The organism is Pseudomonas sp. GW821-FHT02C04, from assembly GCF_059421845.1.
Map to the genome: position 1 here is coordinate 353,569 of NZ_JBWKVT010000004.1, position 16,222 is coordinate 369,790.

The window sequence follows — 16,222 nt, forward strand, 5'->3', positions numbered from 1 at the left end:
GAATTAATTCGGTTGCGTCCAGCGGCGGAAGATCAGCGAGGTGTTGACCCCGCCAAACGCGAAGTTGTTGTTCATCACGTAATCGTGGTGCATCTGGCGGAATTCGCCGCGCAGGTAATCGAGCTTGCCGCAGTGCGGGTCGACTTCGTCGAGGTTGAGCGTGTGCACGTACAGGTCGCGATTGAGCATTTCGATGCTGAACCAGGACTCCAGCGCACCGCAGGCACCCAGGGTGTGGCCGAGGAAGCTCTTCTGCGAGCTGATCGGCATGCGCTCGCCGAACAGGCTGCTGGTGGCCAGGGTTTCGGCGATGTCGCCCTGCTCGGTGGCCGTGCCGTGACCGTTCACGTAACCGATGGCGTCAGGCGTCAGACCCGCGTCTTCCAGTGCCAGCTCCATCGCACGGCGCATGGTGACCTGCTCGGGACGAGTGGTGTGCTGGCCGTCGGCGTTGCTGCCGAAACCGACGATTTCGGCGTGAATGTGCGCGCCGCGAGCGAGGGCGTGTTCCAGTTCTTCGAGCACCAGCATGCCACCACCTTCACCGATCACGAGGCCGTCGCGGCCCTTGTCATACGGACGTGGCGAGGTTTGCGGCGCATCGTTTTTCAGGCTGGTGGCGTACAGCGCGTCGAACACCATGGCCTCGGTCGGACACAGCTCTTCGGCACCGCCAGCGAGCATCAGCGGCAGGCGACCGAACTTGATCGCCTCGTAGGCATAACCGACGCCCTGGCTGCCGCTGGTGCAGGCGCTGGAGGTCGGGATCAGGCGACCGGTGAGGCCGAAGAAGATGCTGATGTTCGCCGCCGTGGTGTGCGGCATCATCCGCACGTAGGAGTTGGCGTTGAGGCCTTCGGCCACCGAATTCAGCAGCATGTTGCCGAACGCCTTGATCTCGTCGGTGCTGCCGGTGGACGAACCGCAGGCCACGCCCATACGGCCGTCCTTGATCGATTCGTCGCCGAGCAGGCCGGCATCGGCCAAGGCTTTTTCAGCCGCGCCGACCGCCAGCCGCGAGACCCGGCCCATGCTGCGCAGTTGTTTGCGGGTCCAGTGCGCCGGCACCAGAAAATCGTCGATGGGCCCGGCCAGTCGGGTGTTGAGTTCGCTGAAGCGATCCCACTCGTCCATCCGGCGGATGCCGCTGCGGTTGGCGGCGAAGTTGCCGGCGATGGTGTCCCAGTCGCTGCCCAGCGAGGTGATGCCGGCCATGCCGGTGACGACAACGCGCTTCATCAGCACAAGCCTCCGTTGACTGCCAGCACCTGGCGGGTGATGTACGACGCTTCCGCCGACATCAGGAAATTCACCGCACCGGCCACTTCTTCCGGCGTGCCCATGCGTTGTGCCGGGATCATTTTCATCAGTTCTTCCACCGGCACGTTTTCATCGAGCATGGCTGTGTCGATCAAGCCCGGCGCGACACAGTTCACCGTGATTTTGCGCTTGGCCAGTTCGATCGCCAACGCCTTTGCGGCACCGATCACACCCGCTTTCGAGGCGCTGTAGTTGACCTGGCCACGGTTGCCGATCAGCCCCGAGACCGAGGTGATGCAAACGATGCGACCGGCGGCGCGGCGGCGGATCATCGGCATCATCACCGGGTGCAGGACGTTGTAGAAGCCGTCGAGGTTGGTACGCAAAACTACGTCCCAGTCGTCATCGCTGAGGGCCGGAAAAGCGCCGTCGCGGGTCAGCCCGGCATTGAGCACCACGCCGTAGTACGCGCCGTGGGCTTCGATATCGGCTTCGAGGATGGCTCTGCAGGTTTCGCGGTCGGCGACGTCGAATTGCAGGATGCGCGCATGGCGTCCGAGCGCTTCGACTTCGGATTTCACCGCTTGCGCTTCGGCCACGCCGCTACGGCAATGCAGGACGATATCGTGGCCAGCCTGGGCCAGGCGCAGTGCGATGGCGCGGCCAATGCCACGGCTGGAGCCGGTGACCAGTACGAATTCAGTCATCGTTCGACTCCTTCAATTGTTCAAGATATTGCGCCGCGTGCGGCGGGCGGAACACGTTCAGCCGGGCGCTGGCTTCGATGCCGGGTGCATTGATGTGGCATTCGAAGACGCCCATGCCGTTGTCGTCTTCCAGCGAGCGCAGGCCATGTATGGTCAGTTCGCTGCCAACCGGAAAGGCCGCGACATTGCATTCGAACTTGCGTGTGCCGAGCAGAAAGCCCAGCTCCACCGGGTTGCCTTTTTGCCGTGCATGGCAGCCGGCGAACGCGGCGACGCTTTGTGCCATCAACTCGACGCCGACCCAGGCCGGAAGACTGCCGTCGGGCAGGCTGAACAGGCCGCCGGGCCGGACGGTGAGGGTGGTGTGGATCTGCTCGTCGTCGAAGCTAAGGATCCGGTCGATCAGAATCATGTCGCCAGCGTGGGGCAGCAATTCGGCGAGCGGCCAGTCATTCATGGGGCGTCTCCGATAATCAGGCTGACGTTATTGCCACCGAAGGCAAACGAGTTGCTCATCAGGTAGCGGGGTGCAATGGACGCCAGGCGTTCGTTCGCGGTCACCCACTTCAGCGCTGGCAGGTCGGGATCGGCCTGGCCGTCCCAGACGTGCGGCGGCAAGGCGTGGTCGGGGTTGTCGGCACTCAGGCTCAGCCAGCAGAACGCGGCTTCCAGTGCGCCGGCAGCACCGAGGGTGTGGCCGGTCATCGGCTTGGTCGAGGAACACGCCACGCCCTGCGGGAACAGCGTGGAAACGGCCAGGCTTTCCATGGCGTCGTTGTGCTGAGTGGCGGTGCCGTGCAGGTTCAGATAACTGATTTGCGTGGCTTGCAGCTGCGCGCGATCCAGCGCCTGTTGCATGGCTTGCAACGCGCCACGGCCGGACGGCTCCGGTGCGGAAATATGGTGCGCATCGGAGCTGGCGCCAGCGCCCAGCAGGGCAATGGCCGTGCCGTCGCCGCGCTGTTTGCTCATCACGAACAGCACCGCGGCCTCGCCGATGTTGATGCCGTTGCGGTTGGCCGAGAACGGGTTGCAGCGCTCGTCGGACACGGCTTCCAGCGACGAAAATCCGTTGAGAGTCAGCTTGCACAGGCTGTCGACACCGCCGCACAGCACCGCATCGCACATCCCCAGATCCAGCAGGCGCCGGGCGCTCATCAAGGCCCGGGCGCTGGAAGTGCACGCGGTGGAAATCACGTAGGTCGGGCCGCTCAGTTGCAGCCAGTCGGCGAGGAAGGTCGCCGGGGCGCCAAGTTCCTGTTGCCGATAGTCGTAATCAGCCGGGAACTGTTGGTCGCGAATGTAATGCGCCAGACCCTGGCTGGCCTCGTCGATGCCCGAAGTGCTGGTGCCGAGCACCACGCCGACGCGGTCGGGGCCATAGGTCTGAATGGCGGCGTCGATGTCGTCGCGAATCTGCAACGCGGCTTCCAGCAGCAACTGATTGTTGCGGCTCTTTTGCGCCAACATCTGCGATGGGATCGCCGCCAGTTCGCCGTGCACTGCGGCCACCGGCAACACGCGCTCCGGCACCCAGCCAGACTCGTGGCGCATGCCTGAGCAATCGCCGGCAAACAGGTTGCGGGCGACTTCTTGCTTGTCACGGCCCAGGGCGCAGATCACGCCGAGGGCGTTGAGGTAGGCGGTCATGGCGTCGATTCACCTAAGGGAGAAACCCGATAGTGCGGGCCTTGGGGCAGGTTCAATTCGAAGCTCAACGGTTGCGAATATCGGATGTCCCAGCGTGCCGGCAATGAACGTTGCCCGCCGTGTTGCTGCGCGGTGGGGTAATTGCGCGACAGTTCGCCGGCAGGCGTCAGGGCGAACAGCAGCGCAGCGAACAACTCCCGGGCTTCCGGATTCGGCGGCAATAGCCCGTCAGCCTGCCAGCGCCCATCGATCAGTTGCTGACGGGCCTGGGGGATGCCCAGCGGATCCATCATCGACCAGCGAATGCCTTGCCCCTCGCGCTGGATCACCAGCAACCAGTCCTGGCGCTGCTCGGCTTGCTGGCGCTCGATGTGCAGTTGCAGCGGCAAGGGCAGCGTAGGGTTATCCACAGGCAACGGCGCCTGGCTGGCGCACGCGGTCAGCAGCAGGACGCAGGCGAGCAGCAGAACACGCAGCATCAGACGGCCTCTTCCAGCGGTTTGCGCGCCACGACGTTGACCAGGGTTTCTTCACGCTGACCAAACGGCTTCGGTTTGCGCAGGCCAAAACGTTCCAGCAGACCAAAGTCCTTCGACCGGCTCCACCACAGGTACGGGTAGGAAACATTCCGCTCGCCGAACTTGAATCCCTGCTGGCGAATCATTCCCAGATACTGCGCCGCACTCTTCTGCACGTGCATCGGATGGCGGAACAACCAACGGATGACCCATGTATCAATGTAAGCCTCGGTGGACTCGGCGAACAGCAGATAACCGCCCGGCTTGAGCACCCGGTAGAACTCAGCGAGGGCTTTTTCCTGTTCCACCAGATGATGGAAGGTCTGGTGACAGAACAGCAGATCGACGCTCGCATCCGGCACATTCAATGTCGCGCAGTCGCTGCCGATCAGCTCGACGGCGAAGCCCTGACGCGCGGCTTCTGCGGCGCTCAATTCCAGGCTGTGCGGATCGGCATCGACGCCGATCAAACGCTGTGGCGCGAAGGTCTGGCGCAGATGGCCAAAGGATTTACCCTGGCCGCAGCCCGCATCCAGCAGCACCGGATTGGCCGGCAGCGACTCGCTGAACAGTCCGCGCAAATCGTTGATCGCCACGCGCAACACATGGTGCTGCCAGGTGTGGCTGCGCAGGAACCAGAAGCCGAAACGGGTTTCCTCGACGTAGCTGTCGCTCAAGTAATTCATGTGTCGTCCCTTGCACAGAGTTCGGAGATCGTCTTCAGCCGACGGCGCGCTTCGCTGACGAACGGGTTGCGTTCGTCCCAGGCGTAGCCGGCGAGGATCGAGCAGATCATGCGACGGATTTCGGGGGAGCCTTGCTCGTGGAAAATCACGTCCTGGAAGGTGCCGGCGTACCAGCCCTCGACATAGCAGCGGAAGGTATCGACGCCGCGCTTGAGCGGTTCGGCGAACTCGCTTTGCCAGTCCACCGTTTCACCCTGCAACTGTCGATGCAGCACACCGGCGGCCATGCTCGCCGAGCGCATGGCAATGGTCACGCCGGAAGAGAACACCGGGTCGAGAAATTCCGCCGCGTTGCCCAGCAAGGCAAAACCGGGGCCGTGCAGGGTTTTGACGTTGGCCGCATAACCGCCGAGGGTACGCGCCGGAGTGTCCCACACCGCATTGTTCAGCACCTTGGCCAGGCTCGGGGTTTCGGCGATGAAACCGCGCAGGCAGGCGTCGAGGTCGGCATCGCGCCCTGCGAAATGTTCGGCTGCCGCGACCACGCCGACCGAGCAGCGACCGTTGCTGAACGGGATCGTCCAGAACCAGATGTCACGATGCTGCGGGTGGGTGGTGACGAGGATTTTCTCGCGGTCGAAGGCCGGGTGGTCGATGTGATCTTCGACGTGGGTGAACACGGCCTGGCGCACCGGGAAATTCGACGGCGCCTCCAGGTCCAGCAAGCGTGACAGCACGCGGCCGTAGCCGCTGGCATCGAGAACGAAATCGGCCTCGACGCGGTACTCGCTGCCGTCTTCGCGATGCACATCGAGTTGCGGACGCGGACGCTCGAAGTCGACGCTGACAATGGCGTCGCCATAACGGATTTCCACACCTTGCAGCGCGGCTTGATCGGCCAGCAATTTGTCGAAGTCGGCGCGTTGCACCTGGAAGGTGGTCGGTTTGCCGCCGGTGAATGTATCGCCGAAATCGAACGCGCTGTAGCGCTCGCCCCAGGCGAATGCCGCGCCGGTCTTGCGCTGGAATCCGGCCGCGTTCACCGCTTCGAGCATCCCCGCTTCTTCGACGAAATCCAGGCAATGGCTGAGCAGGCTTTCGCCGATGGAGAACCGTGGGAAATGCTGGCGCTCGATGACCAGCACGTCGTGTCCCTTGCGTTTGAGCAACGCGGCGGCGATGGCGCCGGACGGGCCGGCGCCGATGATCACGACCTGACGGGATTCCATTTCAACGATTGGCACGCGAGCTCCTGGGTACGGCAATAGGGTTCAAAGACGCACGGTGCAGGCCGATGAAGGCCGGCAACAGCGTCGCGATCAGGCCCATCAGCATCAGCGCAAAGTACAGCGCCGGGCTGATGAGTTGTTGTTGCAACAGCAAGTTGAGAAAGACGATTTCGCTCAAGCCGCGAATGTTCAGCAGCACGCTTTCGCGCCAGCGGCTGGCGCCTTCGAACGAGGCTCCGGCCCAGCCGAGGCCCAGCCAGTTGCCCAGCAGTTTGCTGGCGATCGGCAACAGCAGCAGCGCCATCCATTGCACAGCGCCGAGGCTGGCGAGGGCGCTGTGCACGTCGATCTGGACGATGCCGAAGGTGAGGATCAGCGGAATCGCGATCCACGTCTGCAAACGGTTCATCCAGCGTGCCGGCAGCGGCAGCACCAACGGCACCTTCAGCGCGGCCATGCACAGCAGGTAGCCGATGCCGAAAATCAGTGCATTGAGTTTGTAGTGTTCAGCCAGCACCAGCAGCGCAAAAAAGCCCAGACTGTACGTCAGCGGCCGGCGGATGCCGAACACGCGCAACAGCAATGGCACGCAGGCCAGCCCCAGCGGCAGCAACAGACTGCTCAGGTGCAGGCTGCCCTGAGCGAGGCCGAACAGGGTCCAGCAGGTCAGGTCGATCAGGATTGCAGTCTGCACCAAGCGTCGGGTAGCGGCGGGCGGATAGTCGATGTGGCGCAGGTACAGATACAGCACCGGGATCGCGGTGATGGCGAACACCAGACCGATCGCCAGCGAGTTGATCCATGGTTGCGCCGGCAGTAGCCAGTACGCCGTTGCGAGTCCACAGGCGAACGGTACGGCGAAACTCGGCACGGCGATTTTCACGCTCTGACGATCCAGGCGCAGGTCGATCACGTCGCTGAGAATGTGCCCGAGCAACAGCGCAAAACTCAGGCTGTAGAGGTTCTTCAGCCAGGCCGGCGCAATCAGTTCGGCACCGCTGAGTTGCCAGCCCGGCTCGATCCAGAAGTACATCAACAGCGGCAGGACGAAGCTGGCCAGCAGCAACTGGCTGACGATCGGAATCAGCCCGAAATATCGACCGACGCGGGTGGCCACGGCGAACAGGGCCAGTGCCATCAGCCAGAAAATCGCGATCATCATGCTGCCGGCTCCGCGACTGTCGCGGCATGGGCATGACGCCCGGCCCAAGGCGCGAGCATGAAGCTGAAGGCCAGCCCGAGGCTCACCGACAGACCGAAGTTGCTCACCGCCGGCGTACTCGACACCGCCAGCAGGCCGAACGACAGCCAGGTCGTCAGCGCCGCCAACAAAGTGCCAAGCAGGCTGACCGCCGCGCCGCCGACCTGCTCACGCATGAGGATCGCGTAGTCGACGCTGATCGCCGTCACCAGCAGCAGGCCGAACAGGCTGAACAGGGTCAGCGGCTGACCGAGCCAGCCGAGGCTGGCCAGGCTGCACAGCGCCGCGAGCAGCGGCAGGGAAACAATGCGCAACGCACCGCCGAGACCGAACGGCAGGATCAGCACCAGTACGATCAGCACGCAGGAGGCGAGTTTCAGCTCGGCGGCGCTGATTTGGGTTTCGGCAAACACCCGGTTCAAGTCACCGAGGCGATCCACCAATTCCACACCGGGCAGATCCAGCGCCTGCACCCGCAGCAGCGCCGGGTTGTTCAGGCCTTGCAGGCTGACCATCGCGGCCACGCCTTCCTCGGTCGGGCCGAGCCACAAGGTGCGGTAGGGCTCGCCGAGCGGGCCGATGAGTGCGGCGTCGATGTCTTCGGCGGGCAGGGCCTGCAATTGCGTCAGTTCGGTTTGCAGGGCTGCCAGCGGTACGCCGACCTCAAGCAGGGGCTGCCAGAATTGCGGCAATTTGTTCAGCGCTTCGCGAACCTGTTGCTGCTGGCTCGGCGGGCTGACCAATTGGTTGAGCGCCAGATAACCCTGCAACTTGTCGAGGTTGACCAGTTGATCCAGGCGCTCGCTCAGGGCTGCCTGGCGCTCCAGCAGTTGCTCCTGGTTTTCTGCGCGCACCAGGAAGAACTGACTGGTCGGCTGATAACCGGTGATGCGGGCGATGGCCTGCGCTTCGTCGGTCAGGTGCTGCGGCGCGCCGACCCATTGGCGGATGTCGTTCTTGCTTTGCAGTTGCACCAGGCCGCCGGCGCAGAACGCGATCAGCAGTGCCGCCAGAATCGGTGTGCGCACGTGTTCCAGCAGGGTTTCCCGAAGGCTGACCATGCGCTCGGCCAGACGTAGCGGCCACTGCGCCGGGCGTAACTCGACGTTGCTCAACAGCGCCGGCAGCAGGCACACCGCTGACAGGTAGGCGCCCAGCAGCCCGGCGGCGGAGAACACGGCGATCTGGGTCAGGGCCGGGAACGGCGTCCAGGCCAGCGCCAGATAACCAATGGCGCTGGTGATCAGGCTCAGGGTCAGGCCCGACAGGGTCAGGCGCAGCGCCGGCCAACTGCGCCACGGCTTGAGGCTCCAGCTCTTGGACAGATAGTGCAGCGGGTAATCCACCGCCACGCCGATCAGGCTCGAACCGAGCACCAACGTCATCACATGCAGATGCCCGAACAGTGCCACGCAGGCCACCGCACCGAACAGCATGCCCACCAGCACCGGAATGAACGCCAGCAACACCCGCCAGCGGCGGAAGGCGAACAACAGCAGCAACAGAATGCCGAGGGTAGCGCCGCCGCCGACCCAGGAAATTTCCCGGGTCGCTTGTTGCTGACCATTGGCCGCATACAGCAAACCGCTGGCGGCCAGCAGTTGCACATCGGATTTCGTCGCTTGCTCGCGACTGTGTTGCAGCAGCGCGGCGACTTGCAGCGGCAGGTTCATGTCGAAGGCGTTGCCGGTGGTGCGCGCGCGCAGCAGCACCCAGCTCTTGCCGTCGGCATCGGCAATCAGCGCGCCGCTGCCGATGTCCAGCTGCACCGCGCCATGCTGCGGCTGGTTGTTCTGGATGCGTCCGGTGAGGCCCAGCCAGTCGTCCTGACTCGGCACCAGACTGAAACCGGTGAATGGGTCGAACAGCGCCTGCACCCGTTGCTGGATGAAGGCGTCCGGGTGTTCGATCAGCAACTGTCGATCATCGGCCGAGAGCATTGCCAGTCGCCCTTGCAGCAATTGCATGCGCAGGGCGGGCAGATCGGCTTGCAGGTTCCACTGGACCTTTTTGAACAGGCCGCTGGCCTGCCATTGCTCGCCCAGGGTCTGGGCCATGGCGACGGCCTGCTGGCGATCGGTGTGACCGACCAATACCAGCATTTCCCGGTTGAGCGGTTCCTGCATGCGTTGTTCGGCACGCTGCTCGACGGCGTCCGGATGGGTGCCGGGCACCAGCTCCATCAGGTTCGCCGACAGCGGTGCGCCGTCGCGCCACTGCCAGGCGCCCAGTGCGACGACGGCCAGCAGCAGGATCAGGAACAGCCAGGGCAGCCTGCGTTCACTCGGCAAAGTCATGTTGCTCCGCGTCGCTCAACGGTTGGCCGGCGGTGCTGTCCTGCATGCGCAGAACGGTGCTGTCGCCCTGGGTTTCCAGCAGTTCGATGGTACTCACCAGCGTGCCGCCGGTGATGTTGATCCGGTTGAACACTTGCTTGAGCAGCACCGAACGCGGGGTGAGCGTCAGTTGCCATTTCTGCGCGTCGCCGTTCAGGGCCAGTTCGAAATCCCGTTGCAGACCGCTGCTGTCGCCTTGCAGGACGGCGAGGAACAAACGGTTCTGCTCGGCGCCGGCGCTCTTGCCGGGCAACAGTTGCCAACCGTTGAGGTCACGACGGGCAATGCCTTTGGCGCTGATGCGGTAATCCTGCTGCAGCGGGGTTTTCAGCAGCCAGAGCAGGCCGTGATTTTTAGCGAGGACAAAACTGCCCTTGCTGATCAGCGGCTGGGGCAGGGCGCGCAGGTGCTTTTCCTGGATGAACTGGCCGTGGATCACGTCCGGTTTCGCCAACTGATCGCTCAACTGTTGCAGGTCGAAGGCATTGGCCAGCGACGACAGCGTCAGCAGCGCCAAGGCTCCGAGGGATTTCACAAACACATTCATCGCAGCATCCTTTCCACGGCATCGGTGAAGATTTTCGGCGAGGCCAGTTGCATCTCGCGGCTGCTCACCTCGACGGCGACCTGCACCGAGCTGGCGCGGGTCAGGCGTTCGCCGGTCTGGGCGTCGGTGATCAGGTAGTGAATCTTCAGGCGGTTTTCCCATTCCACCAGGCTGGCGCGCACGTTCAGCCGCTGACCAAACACCGCGCCGCGCACGTAGCGCAATTGCAGGTCGATCACCGGCCAGGCGTAGCCCGAGTCGACCATCTGGTTGTAGTTGTGGCCGATCTTGTCGAGCAACGCGCAGCGTGCCACTTCCAGGTATTTCACGTAATGGCCGTGCCAGACGACGTGCATGGTGTCGATGTCAAAGAACGGCACGAGGATTTCCGTATCGGCGTGAAGCACTCCGGCGCTACGCATGCAGCCTCCAGTGTTGTTCGGCGATACGTTGCAGGCACAGGCGCAGTTCGCCTTCCAGGGCGCGGTCTTCGATGACTGGCGGGAAGTCTTTGGCCAGCTCTTCGTGCATGGCGGCCAGCGACGGTGGCAGTGGTCGTGCGTCTTCATCACGGCCACGCAGCCAGACGCCCTGATTGGCCGCGAGCAAGGTGGCGGCGGCGACCTGTTCGGTCAGCTCCAGCACGCGAATGGCGTCGCGGGCGGCGATGGTGCCCATGCTCACCTTGTCCTGGTTGTGGCACTCGGTGGAGCGCGAGAAGACGCTGGCCGGCATGGTGTTTTTCAACGCTTCGGCGGTCCAGGCGCTGGCGCCGATCTGCACAGCCTTGAAGCCATGGTTGAGCATCGCCCGATCCGCGCTGGCGCCGGACAGGTTGCTCGGCAAACCGTGGTTGTAACGCTCGTCCACCAGCAGCGCGAGTTGCCGGTCAAGCAGGTCGGCGACGTTGGCCACGAGGTTTTTCAGGCTGTCCATGGCGAACGCGATATGCCCGCCGTAGAAATGCCCGCCGTGCAGCACGCGCTCGGCTTCGGCGTCGATGATCGGGTTGTCGTTGGCGCTGTTCAGCTCGGTCTCGATGAACGAACGCAGCCAGTTCAGGCTGTCGGCCAATACGCCGAGCACATGCGGTGCGCAACGCAGCGAGTAGCGATCCTGCAACCGGTGCAGCGGCGCGGTCGGTGCGTCGATCGCCAGATCCTTGCGCAGCCATGCGGCAACTTGCATCTGCCCCGGATGCGGCTTGGCGGCGAACAGGCGCTCGTCGAAGTGTTCCGGATTACCTTGCAGCGCCACCACGTTCAACGCGGTGATGCGGGTAGCCAGTTGCAGCAGGTAATCGGCGCGGGCGTAGGCAAGGCAGGCGAGACCGGTCATCACGGCGGTACCGTTCATCAGTGCCAGCGCTTCTTTCGGGCGCAGCACCAGCGGCATCCATCCGAGTTCGCGATGCACATCGGCGGACTGGCGGCGTTCGCCACGGAACATCACTTCACGCTCGCCGGACAGAGTCGCGGCGACGTAGGACAGCGGCGTCAGATCGCCGCTGGCGCCCACCGAACCCTCTTCGGGGATCAGCGGCAGGATGTCGTGTTCGAGGAAGGCATGCAGCCGCTCCAGCAGTTCGATGCGCACCCCGGACACGCCGTGGCACAGCGACTGCAAACGCGCCGCCAGCACCGCGCGGGTGGCCTGAGCGTCGAGCAGTTTGCCCAGCCCGCAGCCATGGAAGGTGTAGAGATGACGTGGCAGCGCCTCGACGTGATGCAGCGGCACCGCGACCACGCAGGAGTCGCCGTAACCGGTGGTCACACCGTAGATCACGCCTTCCTTGTCCAGCAGCGAATCGAGGAACCGCGCGCCTTTGGCGATGCGTTCGCGGTAGTCGGCGTCGCTCTGCAACTGCACGGGTGCCTGACGGTTGGCCAGGGCCAGCACGTCTTCGATGCGCAAAGGGCGTTCGCCGAAGGTTACCGGCTCATGGGTTGGCGTCGTCATCGGTCTTCCAGAAAGGGTAAAAGTTGAACCATTGCTTGGGTGCTTCGAGGCAATAGTGACTCAGGCGCTCGGCGTAGCGGGTCGCCCACTGATGAATGACCTGTTCGCGATCGCGGCGTGTCCACGTCACGGCATCGGCGAATGGCTCGAGGGTCAGGCGATAGTGCCCGTCAGGTTGCTTGAGGCACATCAGCAGATTGACCGGGCATTTCAGCAGGCCGGCCAGCAGCCACGGGCCTTGTGGGAAACGCGCCGGGTGGCCGAGGAAGTCCACGGTCACGCTGCGCCCGCCGTGCAGCGGCACGCGGTCGCCGGCAATCGCCAGCCATTCGCCGCGCTCCAGGCGTTCGTGCAGTTGCAGCATGATCACCGGGTCCAGCTCGCTGACCTGGATCAGTCGCAGATTGGTCGCCCCGGCCTCGCCCAGCAAGCGATTGAATTGTTCGGCGTGCTTGGTGTGCACCAGAACGTTCATGGTGACCTTTTCGCCGATCTCCGCCAGCGCCCGGCACACTTCGAGGTTACCCAAATGCGCGCCTACCAGCATTTGCCCGCGCCTACCGCGCAACTGATCGCGCAACAGCGCCGGGTCGATGATTTCGATCTGCTCGATGCGCAGCTTGCGGTTCCACACGTCGAGCTTGTCGAGCAGCGAATCGGCGAACGCCATGAACTGCCCGAACACCCGCCACAGGCTCGGACGCAGCTCGTGGCGACCGCTCCAGTCGGCGAGGCGTTGCTGATACTGCCAGGCACTGCGCCGGGCCGTGCGGCCGAACAGGAAAAAGTACAGGACGATGCCGTACAGCAACGGGCTCAGCAGGCGTCGGCCAAGAACCTTGGCGGCGAACGCGGTGAATTTCATCAGCAGGAAACTGCCGCGCTCTTCGCGGTCGGCCCAGTGCTTCTTGTCGGTCTCGACGGTCATGCGCGCCACCGTCGCCAGAGAATCGCGGGCGAGCGCAGCAACATGCCGAAGAACAGGCGCGTGTGCATGCTCGAAATCAGCACGTTATCGTGGAACATCCGAAAGTGCGACACGCCGTCCAGCGGGTAGTGCACGCTGGTTTGCAGCCAGCGCATCGGCTGGTTGCGCCATGACAGGCGTACCAGAATGTCCGAGTCGAAATCCATGCGCTTGCCGATCCGCGCCGAGTCGATCAGCGCCAGTGTCGGCTCCAGCGGATAGACACGGAAACCACACATCGAATCGCGGATCTGCAGCGACAGGCTGTTGATCCACACCATCACGTGCGTGAGGTAACGGGCGTACAGCCGACCCTTGGGCACACTGGCGTCGTACAGCGGATAACCGCAGATCAGCGCTCGCGGATGGGCACGGGATTCTTCGACGAAGCGGCTGACGTCCTGCAAGTCGTGCTGACCGTCGGCATCGACCTGCAAGGCATGAGTGAAACCCAGTCGCGCGGCTTCACGCAGGCCGGTCATCACCGCGCCGCCCTTGCCCTGATTGGTGGTGAGTCGCACCAGATACACGCGCTCGCGTTCGGCCAGAACATCCAGCACGGCTGCGCAGGATTTACTGCTGGCGTCGTCCACCAGAATGCACGGCAAGCCTTGGGCGAGCAGAGCGTCGACCACCGTGGAGATCGCGGTTTGGTGGTTGTAGACCGGGATGACCGCACAAGGATTATGCATCGGCAGTCCCCAGCAGAATCCGGCCGCTGGAGCAGGTCGCGGTGTCGTTGCGGTAGGCGAAATACAGCTTGCCGCGTTCGGCGTCGAAGCGCAGGTGCAACTGGATTTCATCGCCGGGGCGCACCAGTTGCTGGAACTTCAGCACTTCCATCCCGGCGAATGCACCAGACAGGTTCAGCAAGTGCCGACCGAGGTTCAGCGCCCATTCGACCTGCACCACGCCGGGCAACACCGGGGCCTTGGGGAAGTGACCGCTGAAGTAGGCAAGATCCGGCGGCACGCTCAGTTGCAGGCTCCATTCGCCCTCGGTTTCGGTCTGCTCCAGAACTTCCGGTGCCTTCGGACGGGGTGCCAGCAGCAGCGCTTCGACGTCGGCCTGAGGCAACTTGCCCTGAGTGTTCAGCGGCAGTTGTCGCAGCAAGCGCCAGCGCCGAGGCAGGGCGAGGGCTTCGCAATGCTCGCCGAGGTGACGGCGCAGGGTTTCGGTGAGGCTGCGCCGGCCGTGTTCGCGCAGGGCAAACAGACCGGATTCGCTGAGCACCAGCAAGGCACCGAGAGACGCACGGTTTTCCTGCACCACACCGAGTCGCGCTTCGGCGACCCACTCGTGGGCGACCAAGGCCTGCTCCAGCATCGGCAGGGAGATACGCTTTTCTTCCAGTTTGACGATCCGGTCCAGTCGCCCGAGCAGTTCGAAACGACCATCGGCCTCGATGCGCGCGGCATCGGCGGTGTGTTCGACATGCCCGACAGGCAAGTACGGCGAGGCGATCAACAGGGCGCCGTCGCCATCCTGGCTCAGCTCGACCCCGGCGAACGGCTGCCACAGCGACTCGCCCTGACGCCAGGCGATCCCGCCGGTTTCCGAGCTGCCGAGGATTTCCGTCGGCCACTGTTGCAAACGCTGGTGCAGGCTTTGCGCGGCATCCGCCGGCAACGCACCACCGGAGGAAAACACCCGGCGCACGGCGCTCAGGGCCGGCCAGTCGAGGTTGTCGCCCATGCGCTTGAGCAGTGCGGGGCTGGCGACCCAGGCGAAGGCCGGGTGCTCGCGACTGGCGCGCTGCATGTCTTCGGGAAAGGCCAGTTGTTTGCGTAGAAACGGGCGTCCGGCACACAGCGGCCACAGCACACGGAACAGCAGACCGTAAATGTGTTGGGTGGCGACGCTGCCGATGATGCAGGCCTCACCGAGATCCGCGCCCCACAGTTGCTCGAGGGCTTCGACTTCGTTGGCCAGTTGCCGCAGGGATTTGTCGATGCGCTTGGGTTCGCCGCTGGAGCCGGAGGTGCACAGGCTCAGGCGGCACTGGTCGAGATCCAGTTCGGCGCCGGTCAGTGCGGTGTGCTGCCAATCGCTCAGGTGCGCGTCGTCCGCGTGATCGGTCAGCCACAGGTCGACTTCGTTCGACCAGCGCTGGCGGGTCTGCGCTTGCAGATCCGAAGGCAGCAACACGCTGACGCCAGCGCGCCAGGCACCGAGCAGGGCGACGGCCAGTTCTGCGGCATCTTCCAGGTGCACGGCCATTCGCTGCACACCTTTGGCTTGCAGGCCCGCAGCCAGGCTCAGGGCCTGTTCGCGCAGGTGTGCGTGATCGAGCGCCGGCGCGACGGTGATGGCGCGCTGCGGCAGATCCTTGAGCAACAGTTGCTCAAGTTTTATCCAGTTCATGGGCGACCTCTTACCCGTTGTCGTATCAGCCATTCAATGGCAAACATCAGGCCGATCAATCCGTAGGAGATCAGGCCGGTGTACAACATCCACCAGTGCAGCGGCGCCCAAAGGGTCAGCAGGGCCGCGCACAAGCCGTTACAGAAAAAGAACACGCTCCAGGCCACGGTGACCTGGCGGGTGTAGCGGATCGCTTCGGGCGGCAGTTGCGGCTCGCGAATTCGCGCCAGGCGCTCGACCATCGGCGGGCCATATTTCAGGCTCAGGCTGAACAGCATCAACATGAAGCCGCTGATCAGCACCGGGTACCAGCGCAGTAACAGCGGGCTGTCGAACAGCGCCAGCAGCAGGCAGAACACGATCGCCACGCACGCCATCCACAGGCTGCCGGGCTTGCGCTCGCCGGTCAGTGCGCGGGCCAGCCACAGGCTGCCCAGCAGCAGGCCGAACTGCCACGGCGCAAAGTGCTCCATGCCGAAATACACCGCAAAGGGGTACAACAGGCCTGCCAGCAGCAGGCCGAGGCCGATCAGTCGGCTCATGCGGCCGGTTGAACCAGACGGTAGACCGCCTCGACCACGTCGCCGACGGTGCGCACCGACTTGAATTCCTCGGCGGCGATTTTCTTGCCGGTCTGACGCTTGATGTGGTCGATCAGGTCGACCGCGTCGATGCTGTCGATTTCCAGGTCCTGATACAGGTTCGATTCCAGGCTCACACGGGCCGGGTCCAGTTCGAACAGCTCGACCAGGGCATCGCGCAGGGTGTTGAAAATGTCGTCACGAGTTTGCATGGTCC

Annotated in this window: 17 protein-coding genes; all 17 read right to left on the bottom strand. The window is 63.9% G+C overall.

The genetic code is table 11. The annotated features are described in order from the left end of the window. Positions 1–3: 3 nt before the first annotated feature. Genes AC07VV_RS17280 through AC07VV_RS17360 form a run of 17 tightly spaced genes read right to left on the bottom strand, consistent with a single transcriptional unit; the run spans position 4 to position 16,217 of the window. Positions 4–1,239, bottom strand: a complete 1,236-nt coding sequence (locus tag AC07VV_RS17280; RefSeq protein ID WP_493091264.1) for a beta-ketoacyl-ACP synthase — start codon at positions 1,237–1,239, stop codon at positions 4–6. Further along, complete coding sequence (locus AC07VV_RS17285) at positions 1,239–1,967, bottom strand: 3-ketoacyl-ACP reductase FabG2 (RefSeq protein ID WP_495036906.1); 729 nt, start codon at positions 1,965–1,967, stop codon at positions 1,239–1,241. Before AC07VV_RS17285 ends, AC07VV_RS17280 begins: the two co-directional genes overlap by 1 nt. Further along, positions 1,960–2,424: a hotdog family protein gene (locus tag AC07VV_RS17290; RefSeq protein ID WP_495036907.1), complete on the bottom strand. Its 465-nt coding sequence runs from the start codon at positions 2,422–2,424 to the stop codon at positions 1,960–1,962. The genes AC07VV_RS17285 and AC07VV_RS17290 overlap by 8 nt, the downstream gene beginning before the upstream one ends. After that, positions 2,421–3,617 carry a beta-ketoacyl-[acyl-carrier-protein] synthase family protein gene (locus AC07VV_RS17295; RefSeq protein WP_495036908.1) on the bottom strand — a complete coding sequence of 399 codons (1,197 nt, stop codon included), beginning with the start codon at positions 3,615–3,617 and terminating at the stop codon, positions 2,421–2,423. Before AC07VV_RS17295 ends, AC07VV_RS17290 begins: the two co-directional genes overlap by 4 nt. Continuing rightward, a complete protein-coding gene (locus AC07VV_RS17300; protein WP_495036909.1) occupies positions 3,614–4,096 on the bottom strand; it encodes a hypothetical protein in 483 nt (160 codons plus the stop codon). Before AC07VV_RS17300 ends, AC07VV_RS17295 begins: the two co-directional genes overlap by 4 nt. Beyond that, a complete protein-coding gene (locus AC07VV_RS17305; RefSeq protein WP_495036910.1) occupies positions 4,096–4,821 on the bottom strand; it encodes a class I SAM-dependent methyltransferase in 726 nt (241 codons plus the stop codon). The genes AC07VV_RS17300 and AC07VV_RS17305 overlap by 1 nt, the downstream gene beginning before the upstream one ends. Beyond that, positions 4,818–6,065 carry an NAD(P)/FAD-dependent oxidoreductase gene (locus tag AC07VV_RS17310; RefSeq protein WP_495036911.1) on the bottom strand — a complete coding sequence of 416 codons (1,248 nt, stop codon included), beginning with the start codon at positions 6,063–6,065 and terminating at the stop codon, positions 4,818–4,820. Before AC07VV_RS17310 ends, AC07VV_RS17305 begins: the two co-directional genes overlap by 4 nt. After that, positions 6,052–7,212, bottom strand: a complete 1,161-nt coding sequence (locus AC07VV_RS17315; RefSeq protein WP_495036912.1) for a cation:proton antiporter — start codon at positions 7,210–7,212, stop codon at positions 6,052–6,054. The genes AC07VV_RS17310 and AC07VV_RS17315 overlap by 14 nt, the downstream gene beginning before the upstream one ends. Next, on the bottom strand, positions 7,209–9,548 hold the full coding sequence (locus AC07VV_RS17320) for an MMPL family transporter (RefSeq protein ID WP_495036913.1): 2,340 nt from the start codon (positions 9,546–9,548) through the stop codon (positions 7,209–7,211). Before AC07VV_RS17320 ends, AC07VV_RS17315 begins: the two co-directional genes overlap by 4 nt. After that, a complete protein-coding gene (locus AC07VV_RS17325) occupies positions 9,532–10,134 on the bottom strand; it encodes an outer membrane lipoprotein carrier protein LolA (protein WP_495036914.1) in 603 nt (200 codons plus the stop codon). Before AC07VV_RS17325 ends, AC07VV_RS17320 begins: the two co-directional genes overlap by 17 nt. Beyond that, positions 10,131–10,556: an acyl-CoA thioesterase gene (locus tag AC07VV_RS17330; protein WP_495036915.1), complete on the bottom strand. Its 426-nt coding sequence runs from the start codon at positions 10,554–10,556 to the stop codon at positions 10,131–10,133. Before AC07VV_RS17330 ends, AC07VV_RS17325 begins: the two co-directional genes overlap by 4 nt. Continuing rightward, a complete protein-coding gene (locus AC07VV_RS17335; protein WP_495036916.1) occupies positions 10,549–12,093 on the bottom strand; it encodes an HAL/PAL/TAL family ammonia-lyase in 1,545 nt (514 codons plus the stop codon). Before AC07VV_RS17335 ends, AC07VV_RS17330 begins: the two co-directional genes overlap by 8 nt. Continuing rightward, positions 12,074–13,021: a lysophospholipid acyltransferase family protein gene (locus AC07VV_RS17340; RefSeq protein ID WP_495036917.1), complete on the bottom strand. Its 948-nt coding sequence runs from the start codon at positions 13,019–13,021 to the stop codon at positions 12,074–12,076. The genes AC07VV_RS17335 and AC07VV_RS17340 overlap by 20 nt, the downstream gene beginning before the upstream one ends. Beyond that, complete coding sequence (locus tag AC07VV_RS17345) at positions 13,018–13,752, bottom strand: glycosyltransferase family 2 protein (protein ID WP_495036918.1); 735 nt, start codon at positions 13,750–13,752, stop codon at positions 13,018–13,020. The genes AC07VV_RS17340 and AC07VV_RS17345 overlap by 4 nt, the downstream gene beginning before the upstream one ends. Next, entirely contained in the window at positions 13,745–15,424 is a 1,680-nt protein-coding gene (locus AC07VV_RS17350) for an ApeI family dehydratase (protein ID WP_495036919.1), read from the bottom strand. Before AC07VV_RS17350 ends, AC07VV_RS17345 begins: the two co-directional genes overlap by 8 nt. Continuing rightward, the gene (locus AC07VV_RS17355; protein ID WP_249482645.1) at positions 15,421–15,966 is read right to left on the bottom strand and encodes a COG4648 family protein; all 546 of its coding nucleotides are present in this window, start codon (positions 15,964–15,966) and stop codon (positions 15,421–15,423) included. Before AC07VV_RS17355 ends, AC07VV_RS17350 begins: the two co-directional genes overlap by 4 nt. Next, a complete protein-coding gene (locus tag AC07VV_RS17360; RefSeq protein WP_007909503.1) occupies positions 15,963–16,217 on the bottom strand; it encodes an acyl carrier protein in 255 nt (84 codons plus the stop codon). The genes AC07VV_RS17355 and AC07VV_RS17360 overlap by 4 nt, the downstream gene beginning before the upstream one ends. Positions 16,218–16,222 lie beyond the last annotated feature (5 nt).